This is a genomic window from Cellulophaga sp. RHA_52, assembly GCF_007827205.1.
Taxonomy (GTDB): domain Bacteria; phylum Bacteroidota; class Bacteroidia; order Flavobacteriales; family Flavobacteriaceae; genus Cellulophaga; species Cellulophaga lytica.
In genome coordinates, this window is record NZ_VIRZ01000001.1 from 1,435,254 (window position 1) to 1,447,657 (window position 12,404).

12 protein-coding genes and 1 tRNA gene are annotated in these 12,404 nt (G+C 31.7%); 7 read left to right on the plus strand and 6 right to left on the minus strand.

Annotated features, from left to right (window positions below):
• Positions 1-6: 6 nt before the first annotated feature.
• From JM80_RS06405 to JM80_RS06420, 4 genes are all read right to left on the minus strand, one after another.
• Positions 7-822, minus strand: coding sequence for a purine-nucleoside phosphorylase (locus JM80_RS06405; RefSeq protein WP_013620386.1), 816 nt, complete (start codon positions 820-822; stop codon positions 7-9).
• A complete protein-coding gene (locus tag JM80_RS06410; protein ID WP_144709519.1) occupies positions 815-1,468 on the minus strand; it encodes a TIGR04282 family arsenosugar biosynthesis glycosyltransferase in 654 nt (217 codons plus the stop codon). The genes JM80_RS06405 and JM80_RS06410 overlap by 8 nt, the downstream gene beginning before the upstream one ends.
• Complete coding sequence (locus JM80_RS06415; protein ID WP_255436699.1) at positions 1,449-1,946, minus strand: rhodanese-like domain-containing protein; 498 nt, start codon at positions 1,944-1,946, stop codon at positions 1,449-1,451. Before JM80_RS06415 ends, JM80_RS06410 begins: the two co-directional genes overlap by 20 nt.
• Positions 1,947-2,190: 244 nt before the next feature.
• Positions 2,191-2,263 (minus strand) — tRNA-Phe (locus JM80_RS06420).
• Positions 2,264-2,363: 100 nt separating this feature from the next.
• Here JM80_RS06420 and JM80_RS06425 point away from each other — a divergent pair.
• From JM80_RS06425 to JM80_RS06455, 7 genes are all read left to right on the plus strand, one after another.
• A complete protein-coding gene (locus JM80_RS06425) occupies positions 2,364-3,092 on the plus strand; it encodes a type III pantothenate kinase (protein WP_144709521.1) in 729 nt (242 codons plus the stop codon).
• A complete protein-coding gene (locus JM80_RS06430; RefSeq protein ID WP_034646141.1) occupies positions 3,093-4,370 on the plus strand; it encodes a hypothetical protein in 1,278 nt (425 codons plus the stop codon).
• A gap of 37 nt (positions 4,371-4,407) precedes the next feature.
• Entirely contained in the window at positions 4,408-5,796 is a 1,389-nt protein-coding gene (locus JM80_RS06435) for a hypothetical protein (RefSeq protein ID WP_144709522.1), read from the plus strand.
• A gap of 1 nt (position 5,797) precedes the next feature.
• Positions 5,798-6,403, plus strand: coding sequence for an LPS export ABC transporter periplasmic protein LptC (gene lptC, locus JM80_RS06440; RefSeq protein ID WP_034646145.1), 606 nt, complete (start codon positions 5,798-5,800; stop codon positions 6,401-6,403).
• Positions 6,400-6,600 carry a hypothetical protein gene (locus JM80_RS06445; RefSeq protein WP_013620378.1) on the plus strand — a complete coding sequence of 67 codons (201 nt, stop codon included), beginning with the start codon at positions 6,400-6,402 and terminating at the stop codon, positions 6,598-6,600. The genes lptC and JM80_RS06445 overlap by 4 nt, the downstream gene beginning before the upstream one ends.
• Positions 6,601-6,602: 2 nt before the next feature.
• Positions 6,603-7,892 (plus strand): hemolysin family protein, encoded by a 1,290-nt coding sequence (locus JM80_RS06450; RefSeq protein WP_089118799.1) that lies wholly within the window; start codon positions 6,603-6,605, stop codon positions 7,890-7,892.
• 90 nt (positions 7,893-7,982) lie between these two features.
• On the plus strand, positions 7,983-10,085 hold the full coding sequence (locus tag JM80_RS06455) for a peptidylprolyl isomerase (protein WP_013620376.1): 2,103 nt from the start codon (positions 7,983-7,985) through the stop codon (positions 10,083-10,085).
• A gap of 53 nt (positions 10,086-10,138) precedes the next feature.
• Here the strand turns inward: JM80_RS06455 and JM80_RS06460 are convergent, their stop codons facing one another.
• Positions 10,139-11,062, minus strand: coding sequence for a GYDIA family GHMP kinase (locus JM80_RS06460; protein WP_144709523.1), 924 nt, complete (start codon positions 11,060-11,062; stop codon positions 10,139-10,141).
• Positions 11,055-12,374, minus strand: a complete 1,320-nt coding sequence (locus JM80_RS06465) for a hydroxymethylglutaryl-CoA reductase, degradative (protein WP_144709524.1) — start codon at positions 12,372-12,374, stop codon at positions 11,055-11,057. Before JM80_RS06465 ends, JM80_RS06460 begins: the two co-directional genes overlap by 8 nt.
• Positions 12,375-12,404: the final 30 nt, after the last annotated feature.

Sequence of the window (12,404 nt, forward strand, 5' to 3'; positions counted from 1 at the left end):
TAAAACTTACAACGTTTTAAGTAATTCTCTAAAAAGCTTAATCATTTTAGGCTCAGTTTCACTTGCTATTTTGATGATTTCTTTAATGTCTGCAGTCTCTAAATTATCTGGGTCGCACTCATCTGTTAAGACAGAAACGGCTACTATAGGTAATTTTAAGTGGTTTGCCACAATTACTTCTGGTACTGTACTCATACCTACGGCATCTGCACCAATAATTTTTAACATTCTGTATTCTGCTTTAGTTTCTAGTTGAGGTCCTAGTACAGCTGCGTAAACACCAGAGTGCATAGTTATATTCTCTTTTTTAGCAATGTTTTTTATAGCATTGCTCATTTCAGTGTCATACGGGTTTCCCATATCAACAAAACGCTCACCAAATTGAGAAACACCTTTAAAAGCTAGCGGAGAACCCCCTAAAAGATTTATGTGATCTTCTAATAACATTATGTCTCCTTTTTTAAAGTTTAGGTTAATAGCTCCGGCAGCATTAGAAATAAATAATTTTTTTATACCAAGCTTGTGCATTACGCGTATTGGATAGGTAACATCTTGCAGGTCATAACCCTCATACATATGAAAACGCCCTTGCATAACAACAACTGTTTTACCTTCTAGTGTGCCATAAATTAATTTTCCTGAGTGAAATTCTACAGTTGCTAAAGGAAAAAAAGGAATATGATTGTAATGTGCCTCAATAGGATTTTCTATTTCATTTGCTAAATTTCCTAATCCAGTACCTAAAACTATTCCAATTTCGGGAGCGTTAAAGCCTTTATTTTGTAAATACGCTACAGAATCTTCAATTTCTTGTTTAATCATTTTTTATGTTTTTTAAAAAAGGTTTAAAAGCATCAATGTCTTTTATATCTTCATAATAATCAACATCGTTTTTTGCTTCAAGTAACTTTATTTTTTCGTCTTTTAAGTTATTTAGTGTGTCTTTAAGCACAGTATTGGTTCCCCAATCTTTATTTTTAAAAACCGAACTATTAAGTTTTTTCATTCCTAATAAATAATAACCGCCATCAGTTGCTGGACCTACAACAAAATCATTTTTAAGTAAATGGTCAAAAGCATTTTCTAGATCTGTTGTGGTTATATCAAATAAATCGCTTCCAATAATAATAATATTTTTGTAACCATCTGCAAAACCTTGCTTAAAAGCATTCATCATACGGCTACCAAGATCTTTGCCATTTTGTAATTTTTTATGATAAATATTATTGCTCCAAATGTCATTATCTCTAATAGCTACAGAGTAGTGTACTTGTTTGTCTGCATTTAAATTTTGAGTAATAGCAACAGTGTGGTTCAATAAAAATTTGTAAATATCTAAAGCAATTTTGTCTCCGGTTTTAGCTGCTAAACGTGTTTTGCATTTTCCTAGTTCTGGGTTTCTTGTAAAAATTAACAGTAAGTTTTTATTCAATTTGTTCAAAATATAATTAATAAATTTTCTCGGCATTTGTCACTAATTTAGACCAATACTTACTGTGTGTATGTAATTTATTTGTTAACGAGTTGTTATTGTTGTAAATGGGATTATTGTTGTTTTTCCACATAAAAATGCCTCCGTATAGGTTTTTTACATTGGTATAGCCAGCTGCAATTAGTTTTTCTCCAATATCTTCAGAGCGTATGCCAATAGAGCAATATACTATAATCTCGGTGTCTTTATTTTGTATTTCAGATGTTACTTTGTTGATGTCAAAAAAATCATAGCCAACACAAATTGCATTTTTAATATGACTAATATTAAATTCAATTTCTTCTCTTGTATCTAATAAAACTACATTTTTTTTAGTTAAAAGTGAGTCTACAGAAATGTATGTGACACTCTCTGTATTATTTTTTTTAAGTAGTTTTTTTATTGTTGGTTGTGCAGATCCTAAAAATGACATCAGTAAAAAAAGAACAATGTATAATGTAGGTTTTTTTATCACAAGTAAATGTATTTTAGGTAAAGATAAGTTTTTGTCTTTTGTTATAAAACCATTAAAAAATAAAATAATGCTTGGTTTAAGAAAAAAATAAAGGGGCAGTGTATTTTTTAACCTATTTTTAAGCTTAGAAGTTTCTCCAATATAGAATCTATCAATAGATTTACTGTAAAGAAAATAGATAAAGAGCTGTTGCATAGGGTAAAGAAAAGAAAAAACCCGAACATTTCTGATCGGGTTTTTAAAGTGGTGCCTCCAGGAATCGAACCAGGGACACATGGATTTTCAGTCCATTGCTCTACCAACTGAGCTAAGGCACCATGCCGTTAAGCGGGTGCAAATATAATTTCTATTTTCGTATATCCAAACAAAAATTGAAAAAAAGATTAAACTTTTTTTAATATTTATAATATTTGTAAAATGAATTTAATTGTTGATGCAGGGAATACCTCAGTAAAACTAGCGGTTTACAAAGGAAAACAACTTGTTTTTTCTGATGCCGTAGTGCTTAAAAATTTTTTAGATTTAGTAAAAGAAACTTTTTTGGCCTATCCAGATATTAAAGATGCTATTGTTTCATCTGTTGGTTTTTTAGGTGAAGAAGAGATTACTAAGCTTGCCGTGTACTGTAATGTGCACACTTTAAGTGCGCTAACCAAAATACCTTTTAAAAACTTATATAGTACCCCAAAGACATTAGGAGTAGACCGTATTGCACTTGCTACAGCAGCGTTTTATAATAATGCAAGTGAGAATACTTTGGTTATAGATGCAGGTACTTGTGTTACGTATGATTTTATAGATAAAAACGGCGCTTATTTAGGAGGAGCTATATCACCTGGTGTAGCAATGAGATTTAAAGCTATGCATAATCAAACGGCTAAATTGCCATTATTAGATAAAAATGGTGAAATTGAGTTAATTGGGAATTCTACAACATCTTGCATGAAAAGTGGTGTAATTAATGGAATTTGTTTAGAAATTGATGGTGTAATTAAAGAATATAAGGTTAGATTTGCAGATTTAACAGTTATTTTAACAGGCGGCGACGCTCATTTTTTGTCAAAACGATTAAAAAATACCATATTTGCGCATTCCAATTTTCTCCTTGACGGACTTAATTATTTGCTGGAATACAACAAAGACTAAATGATAAGAAAAATAATTATTGCAATAGTATGCTGTATGGCAGGTACTATTTACGCTCAAAACGGCACAGTTTCTCCATACTCTTATTTTGGAATTGGAGATTTAAGATCTATAGGTTCAGTAGAAAATCAAATGATGGGTGGTATTAGTATGTATGCAGATAGTATACATATAAACCTAAATAACCCAGCGGCTTATGCTAGGTTAAGACAAACTACGTACACTGCTTCTTTATCTAGAAAAGATATAAACTTTAAAGGGCAAAATTTATCAGATAACTCATCAGTAACTAATTTAGATTATTTAGCAATTGGTTTTCCAATTATTGATGACAGGTTGGGTGTAGGTTTTGGTATAAAGCCATTTACTTCTTCTGGTTACGAAATAGAGGAAAGCTTTACAAGCGCAGACAACGGAGAAATTACAAACGTTTTTTCTGGAGATGGCGGTGTAAATTCGGTTTTTTTCTCGGCAGGAGTTAAAGTAATAGAAGATTTTACAGTTGGTGTTACTGCTAATTATTATTTTGGTGTTGTAGACAGTAGAAGAGTGCAAGACGTGGAAGATGTACAATATGGTACTTTTGACTTTAGAAACTCTAGAGTAAACGGAGCAAACTTTAAAATATCTGCTAATTACACTCCAATGCTTACAGATAAAATAAGAATGAATACTTATTTTGGTGTAGAAACACAGAATAACCTATCTTCAGAGAACACAAAAACTATTGGTTCTTTTTCATCTAGTACAGGACAAGAAATAGAAACTATAGAAGTAGACTTAGATAATGCAGGTTTAGCTAACAGAGGTGTTACAATACCAACAACAACTACAGTTGGTTTAGGATTTGGTCAAGATAGAAAATGGTTTATTGGTACAGAATATAGTGCGCAAAACTTAGAAGATTACAGAGCCCCATTTTTTACAGTAAGTAATTTAACGTACAAAAATGCTTCTAAAATTGCTTTTGGTGGTTTTTATATACCAGATTATACTTCTTTTACAAGTTACTATAAAAGAATAACATACAGAGCAGGTGCAAGATTTGAGAACACCGGTATGGTTGTAAATAATGAAGATATTAAAGACTTTGGCATAACTTTTGGATTAGGACTACCATTGAATGCAGTTAACGATCCTTTTTCTAATATTAACATAGGTTTTGAAATAGGAAAAAGAGGAACAACAAATGCAGACCTTATTCAGGAAAACTATTTTAAAGTTAACCTAGGAATATCTCTAAACTCTAAGTGGTTTAGAAAAAGAACAATAAATTAAAAAAGTTTATAACCATTAATAATAAAAACCAATTAAGATGAAAAAGAAACTTTACTTTATAGCGATTGCTTTTATAAGCGTTATGGGTGTAAGCTATGCTCAGGAAACAGCTGCTGCTACAGTTGATAAGTCGGAATGCTCAAATAACTTTCAATTATATGCACAGGATGCAAAAGTTAAAAATTATGATGCTGCATACGGACCTTGGAAAAAAGTTTATGATGTATGTCCAGATTGGCATCAAGCAAATTTTCAGTACGGAGAGCGTATTTTAAAGCATAAAATAAAAAATACTACAGGCGCAGAAAAAACTGAGTTTATAAATATGTTATTAGGCTTGTATGATAATTACATTAAATACTATCCTACAAAAACATCTAAGGCAGAAATAATCATAGACAAGCAATTGTTAAAGTATGATAACAAAATGTCTACTGATGAAGAAGATTATGCTGCGTTAAAAACAGCTTTTACAGAAGATAGAGCTCACTTTAAAAGTGTAAAAGCATTATACTTATATTTTTCTAGCCTTGTAGACCTGCATAAAGCTGGTAAAGAGGAGTTACAAACTGTTTTTGATGTATATGATGATGTAACAGAAAAAATTGAAGAAGATAACAAAGCTTTAACTGCTAAAATTAGTACATTGTTAGCTAAGGAAGATGCGGGTACAATTACTAAAAAAGAAGCTAATAACTTAAGAGTTTACAGTGCAAACTCTGGTAACTATGGTAAAGTATCTGCTAGTATAGACTCTAAATTAGGAGATTTAGCTAATTGTGAAAACTTAATACCATTATATGAGAAAAACTTTGAGGCCAAGCAAAATGACCTTAAATGGGTAAAAAGAGCAGTAGGAAGAATGTATTCTAAAGATTGTTTAGATTCTCCAATGTTTAAAAAATTATTTGAAAAGCAATTGGCAATGGAGCCATCTGCAAGTGCATACTTATACTCAGCTTCTTTAAAATTAAAAGCAGGTGATAGTAAAGGTGCATTAAGTGATTTTACACAAGCTAGTGAGTTAGAGACTGATCCTTACAAAAAGGCAGATATTCTATACAAAATTGCAGCTAGGTATAGCAGAATTAGCAAGTCTACATCTTACAAATATGCTAACAAGTCATTACAAGCAAACCCATCTAACGGAAAAGCTTACTTATTAATGGCGAGCTTAGTGTCTAGTAGTGCTAACGATTGTGGTTCTACTAAGTTTGAAAAATTAGCTGTAAACTGGAAAGCTGCAGAATTAGCAAGAAAAGCAGGTAGAGTAGACCCATCATTAGGTTCTACTGCAAAATCTGCTGCTAGTAGATACTTGCAAAGAGCGCCTACTAAAACAGATATTTTTTCTAACAATATGCAAGGCAAAACAGTTAGCTTTAAATGTTGGGTTGGTGGTAGTGTAAAGGTGCCTAACCTATAAGATGATCACAAGAAAAACATATAAATTTTTAAAGAGCATTGCCATAATTTGTTTTATGGCAATGCTTTTTTCGTGTAAAGATAGCTACAAACGTGTAGGAGTAGAGGCAACTAAATTGGTGTATCCGCAAGGTGTTGCTAATGATTTAGTTTTTACGTACACAGAAACCAAAGACCCTGTTAAAAATAAAGAAGAGGTAACCTCTAAAGTTTTAGCAGTGTTAACAGCACCTGTTAGAGAAGATTTTAATAACTTAACATTTCCTAAAGAGGTATTTCCTAAGGGGCTGCAGGTAGAGTTTTTTGATGATAAAAACCAAAAAAGTATTATAACAGCAGATTATGGTATTAGTTATTCTTCTACAAAATTAATAAGTTTACGAGGTAATGTTGTTATACACACACATGATGGTAAACAGTTTAAAACACCACAGCTGTTTTATGATCAGGTTAATAAATGGATTTTTACACAAGAAAAATTTGAATTTATAAACCCAGAAGATGAATCTGTAATGTATGGTGAGGGTTTTGATTCTGATAAAGATTTAAAACAAGTTAATGCACATAAAACAACAGGCTTAAAAACAATAAAAGACGAGGAAATATGATGAAAATTTTAAGGTATACAGAGGTTTTGTATTTGGTAGTAGCTATACTGGCAACTTATAAAATGTATACACTTTGGAGAGCTAATGAGGACTATTTTTTATTTGCTTTTTTTGCAGTTATTTCTGTTGGTATGTTCTTTTTTAGAAGACACTACCGTAAAAAGTTTGAAAAAAGAAAACAAGATAACAACTCGTAACCTTGGTAACATCAATCATTATTATTGTTGTATCATTATTACTTTCTGCATTTTTTTCAGGAATGGAGATTGCTTTTATATCTGCTAATAGAATACATTTAGAAATAGAAAAAAAACAAGAAGGTTTTTTGCCTACTGTTTTATCTAAATTAACAGCAAAACCATCTAAGTTTATAGCTACAATGCTTATAGGCAACAATATTGCCTTGGTGGTATATGGTATGTATATGGGAGACTTACTTATGAGTTGGTTTGTAAGCATGTTACCTACAAGTAGTAGCTTTTTAGATTTGTTGCTTACAGATTTTGGACTCCTATCACAAACTGTAATTTCTACATTAGTGATCTTAATTACGGCAGAGTTTTTGCCAAAAGTATTTTTTCAAATTTATGCCAATTCATTTTTAAAAGTATTGGCAATACCTGCATATTTTTTCTACGGATTATTCTCTTGGATATCCAATTTTGTAATTAGTGTGTCAGATTTTATCTTAAAAACTTTTTTTAAAACAGATGGTGATCATAGTCAGCTTGCGTTTAGTAAAGTAGAGCTAGGAGATTACATTACAGAGCAGCTAGAGACTGTTAATACTGAAGACGAGGTAGATTCTGAGATTCAAATTTTTCAGAATGCATTAGAATTTGCAGCTGTAAAAGCAAGAGAAGTTATGGTGCCACGTACAGAAATAGTAGCAGTAGAGCTTCATGATACTCCTAAAAATTTAACCAAATTATTTACAGAAACAGGTTTTTCTAAAATAATGGTTTATAAAGAAACTATAGATAATATAATAGGTTACGTGCATTCTTTTGAGCTTTTTAAAAAACCTAAAACCATAAAAAGTATTTTACTGCCTATAGAATTTGTGCCCGAAACTATGTTGGTAAGCGATATTTTAGATTCGCTTACAAAAAAGAGAAAAAGTGTTGCTGTAGTGTTAGATGAGTATGGTGGTACAGCAGGTATAATGACGGTAGAGGATATAGTAGAAGAATTATTTGGAGAAATAGAAGATGAGCATGACTCTACAGATTTGGTAGAAGAGCAGTTGTCTGAAGATACATATAAGTTTTCTGCAAGGCTAGATGTAGATTATATAAATGAAAATTATAAGTTAGAACTTCCAGAGAGTGATGAGTATGAAACTCTAGGAGGTTTAATAGTAAACGAAACAGGAGAAATACCCGAAAAAGATTCGGAAATTAAAATTGAAAACTTCAATTTTAAAATAATAGAAGTGTCAAATACTAAGATAGATTTGGTAACCCTGCATATACTTGAAAAAGAGTAGGTTTTTAGTGTTAAAAATTTGATAAAAATTAAATTTTAAAACCCAAAAAGAAATGGTATTTTTGCCCACTGATTTTAAACATTTTATAAAATGGCGATTTTAGAGAACATAAGAAAGAGAACAACTGTATTAATCCTAATTATAGGTTTAGCCTTATTTGCATTTGTAATCTCTGGTATTTTTAGTGCAGATGGTATGTCTGGTGTAAAAACAGGTACTACCGTTGCAGAAATTAACGGAAAAGATATTTCTATAGACAAATTTAGAAGAGAGGTTGAGGCTGCTTCTAATCGTTTTGGAGCTGGCGCAACTTCTATGCAGGTTGTAAACAGTGTATGGGATCAAGAAGTGAAAAACGCTATTTTAAGTGATGAGTTTGATGATTTAGGGATTTCTATAGAGCAAGACCAAATTATTAACTTTATAGCATCTAACCCAGGATTTTCTCAAAACCCACAGTACCAAAATGAGAACGGTGTTTTTGATGAGTATATTTTTAAAGAGTTTATTTCTACTTTAAAAACAGAAAACCCTGCACAATATGCACTATGGCTTCAGCAAGAGCAAGCTATTATGCAAGCAGCTAAAGAGCAAACTTACTTTAACTTGGTTAAAGCTGGTTTAGGCGCTACATTAAAAGAAGGTGAGTTAGATTATAAATTAGCTAATGATAAAATTGATATTAAGTATGTAAGAGTACCTTATACTTCTATTGCAGATAGTTCTGTAGCGGTAAGTAAAGATGAAATTGCAGCTTATATAAAAGATCACGAAGAAGATTTTAAGCAAGAAAAGGCAAGAGATTTTCAGTTTGTATACTTTGAAGAGAAGCCATCTTTAGAAGATGAAAAAGCTGTTGAAGCTAAAGTAGTTTCTTTACTAAATGATAAAGTAGAGTATAACGATACTATTTTAGGTTTTAGAAATACAAAAAATATTGAAGAGTTTTTAGATCGTAATTCAGATTTAAAGTATGATACTATCTACAAAACTAAAAACGTATTATCTCCAAAATTTGCAGACACTTTAATGGCATTAAATATTGGTGATATCTATGGTCCTTATCGTGATGGTAACTATTTTAAAGTTACTAAAATGATGGATAAGAAAAAAGATGGTAACGTTAAGGCTAGTCATATACTTGTTGCTTGGGAAGGTGCAGAAAGAGCAAACCCTGAGGTAAAAAGAACAAAAGAAGAAGCTAAAAAAAGAGCAGAAGAGTTATTAAAAGATGCTAAAAAAGGAGATGTAGAATTTTCTGTTTTAGCTCGTGATAATTCAGATGGTCCTTCTGCATCAAGAGGTGGAGATTTAGGATATAGTCAACAAGGTAGAATGACTCCTAAGTTTGATGAATTTATGTTTAGTAACAATGTAGGTACTATAGGTATGGTAGAAACAGAATTTGGTTTCCACATTGTTAAAATTGATGATAAGCAAGATTTAGTTCGTGTTGCTACTTTAGCAAGAGCTATAGAGGCGTCTGAAGCTACAATAAACTCTTTGTTTACAGAAGCTACTCAGTTTGAAAGTGACGCAAAAGATTCTGACAAAACATTTTTAGAATTATCTAAAGAGAAAAAATACGTTGCAAGACCAGTAAATAAAATTAAGGCTATGGATGAAAACCTTCCTGGCTTAGCTGCACAAAGAGCAATTGTACAATGGGCTTTTAATGATGATTCTGAAGTAGGAGATATTAAACGTTTTCCTGTAAACAACGGTTACGCTGTAGTACAATTAACAGGTAAGTATAAAGAAGGCTTAATGTCTGTAGAAGATGCTTCATTTATGGTGTTACCTAAATTAAGAAAAGAGAAAAAAGCAGCACAAATTATTGCTGCTAATAAAGGTAAAAGTATAGATGCTATAGCTAAAGATAATAATGTATCTGCTTCTACTGCATCTGCATTAACTATGAAATCACCAACAATACCAGGTGCAGGTAGAGAACCATTTGTTGTAGGTAGTGCTTTTGGACTTAACCAAGGAGACACTTCTGGTTTACTAGAAGGAGAAACAGGAGTATTTATGTTAACTGTAACTAAAAAAGAGGAAGCTCCTAAATTAGATAATTACAGTACTTATGCAAATATGGTGCAAACAACAGCTATGCAAAGAGCAAATTCTGCTGTATTAAATGCATTAAAGAAATCTGCTGAAATTGAAGATAACAGAGCAATGTTCTACTAGTAGAAATTGTTTAATAATCATATTTAAAAAAAGCCTCCAATTTGGAGGCTTTTTTATTTTATTAGATCGGTATATCTAAAAATAGTATTGTACCCTTTTTGCTTAAAGTAGTTGGGAGTAGTTTTATTACCTGTGGCTAATATAAAATCTCCACCCCAAGCACCTAAGCTTTTTATAGCGCCTGTAAAGTCTTTAAATAGTAAGTCTTTAACTGTTTTTGTTTTTAAGGCTGTAGATAGTAGTTCTTCGTGTTTAGTAATAAGTGCTTCAAAAGAAGATAAAGAACTTGTATTAGCTATGTTTTTGCTTATTTCAGTAATGTTTTTAACTAGTTCATCTTTATTAAATGAACATTTTTTATATGCAGCAATAGCTTCTCTACTGTTCTGCTTTTTGTTTAAATGAATAAAGTATAAATTGTCAACAAAAAGAGGATTAAAATTTATGGTAGTAGTGGTGGGTATTTTGTTTATTTTCTGATAAAAAATTGGTGTATTGTTTTGTGCGCAAGCAATATCATACCCACTGCCACCCATTGTATTTTCTAATAACTTAAAAGCATCTACATTTGCCCATTTTGCAATGTTGTTTATTAGAGTAGATGAAGACCCAAGTCCCCAGTCTCTGTTGAAATCTAATTTTGTTTCTACAGCTAAACCTTTCGTGTTTTTTAAAAAGTTAGGATTTAGTAATTGTGCTTCTTTTAAAATTTGTTGTAAAGTTTTTGCTGTATTAATCCAAGCTTCATCGTTTAGTTTATCATTTAAAACAGTAAAAGTATCGCTGTTAAAAGTTGCGTTAAACCAAGTGTTATTAGCTACGTCTATACTGCTCCAAGTAATGCTATTGCTATTAGTTTGTGTTACTCTTAAATTTTGACCATAAATTGTTGGTACTGCTAAGCTAAGTGCGCCATCTAAAACAACATACTCTCCTGTGAGTAGTAATTTTCCGTTGCTGTAAAATTCTTTAGTCATTTTTTAAATTGTTGTATGCAGTAACTACAGCGCTATGCGTAACAGTATTGGTTTTAAAGTGTGCTGTTAGTGTCTTTTTTTCACTATCTGTGGCGCCAAGTTGATTTAAAATGTTTAGTAAGTGCATTTTCATATGTCCTTCTTGTATACCAGTTGTTACCAAAGAGCGTACAGCAGCAAAGTTTTGAGCCAATCCGGTGGCAGCTACAATTTGCATTAATTCTGTTGCAGAAGGTTTTTGTAAAATTTCTAAAGCAGTTTTTACTAGTGGATGTAAGTTTGTTAAGCCGCCTACAGTACCTAAAGCTAAAGGTACATCTAACCAAAACTTAAACACACCATTATCTACGCTAGCATTAGTTAGGCTACTGTATTTTCCGTTTCTACTAGCGTATGCGTGTACACTAGCTTCTATAGCTCTAAAATCATTTCCAGTAGCTAAAATCACAGCGTCTATTCCGTTCATAATTCCTTTATTATGTGTAACAGCTCTGTAAGGTTCTATTTTGGCAATGTTAACGGCCTGTACTATTTTTTCAGCTAAATGTTGTGCATCTTCAGTATTTCCTTCGCTAAGCTCTTCAACTGTACAGCTAACTTCTGCTCTAACAACACAATTAGGTACATAGTTAGATAAAATACTCATTACAACTTCTATATTTTTTTCTTCATCAGAAAAATCAGTATAAGCCAATGCTTCTCTTTTTAGTGTTTTTGCAAATTGCTCTAAGCAAGAGTTTATAAAGTTGGCACCCATTGCATCTAGTGTTTCAAAAGTGCAGTGTAACTGGTAGTAGTGTTCTAAATCTTCAGTTTTATTACGTAGCTCAATATTTGTAATTCCTCCACCACGTTTTTTCATACTGGTGGTAATACTATCAGAATCATTAAAAAGTACAGGTTTAATAGCCGTAAAAAATGATTCTAACTTTTTTTCATCACCCTTAAAAATAAAATGCACCTGTCCTACTTTTTCAGTTCCTAAAATAGTGGTTTTAAATCCGCCACGTGTTAACCAAAATTTAGCAGCCTTACTAGCGGCAGCAACCACAGAGCTTTCTTCTATAGCCATTGGTACAGCATAAAGCTTGTTATTAATTAAAAAGTTTGGAGCAATACCTAAAGGCAGGTAATAATTTGTTATCGTATTTTCTATAAACTCGTCATGCAGTTTTTGCAGTTTAGCATCAGAATTCCAATACACTTTTAATACCTCTTTTGTTTGTTGGGTATTGTGTGTGTAATTGCTAGCAATCCAGTTTATTTTTTCGTCTTTACTTAGTTTAGAAAATCCTTGAATAGGGGTAATCATAGTTGGTTTTTTACAAGTGCCAAAGATAAA

Bases quoted from the DNA above. Each gene is read 5' to 3' on its own strand.
- JM80_RS06410 (WP_144709519.1), bottom strand. From the start codon at position 1,468: ATGCCGAGAAAATTTATTAATTATATTTTGAACAAATTGAATAAAAAC.
- JM80_RS06405 (WP_013620386.1), bottom strand. From the start codon at position 822: ATGATTAAACAAGAAATTGAAGATTCTGTAGCGTATTTACAAAATAAA.
- JM80_RS06425 (WP_144709521.1), top strand. From the start codon at position 2,364: ATGAATTTAATTGTTGATGCAGGGAATACCTCAGTAAAACTAGCGGTT.
- JM80_RS06465 (WP_144709524.1), bottom strand. From the start codon at position 12,374: ATGATTACCCCTATTCAAGGATTTTCTAAACTAAGTAAAGACGAAAAA.
- JM80_RS06455 (WP_013620376.1), top strand. From the start codon at position 7,983: ATGGCGATTTTAGAGAACATAAGAAAGAGAACAACTGTATTAATCCTA.
- JM80_RS06460 (WP_144709523.1), bottom strand. From the start codon at position 11,062: ATGACTAAAGAATTTTACAGCAACGGAAAATTACTACTCACAGGAGAG.
- JM80_RS06445 (WP_013620378.1), top strand. From the start codon at position 6,400: ATGATGAAAATTTTAAGGTATACAGAGGTTTTGTATTTGGTAGTAGCT.
- JM80_RS06435 (WP_144709522.1), top strand. From the start codon at position 4,408: ATGAAAAAGAAACTTTACTTTATAGCGATTGCTTTTATAAGCGTTATG.
- lptC (WP_034646145.1), top strand. From the start codon at position 5,798: ATGATCACAAGAAAAACATATAAATTTTTAAAGAGCATTGCCATAATT.
- JM80_RS06430 (WP_034646141.1), top strand. From the start codon at position 3,093: ATGATAAGAAAAATAATTATTGCAATAGTATGCTGTATGGCAGGTACT.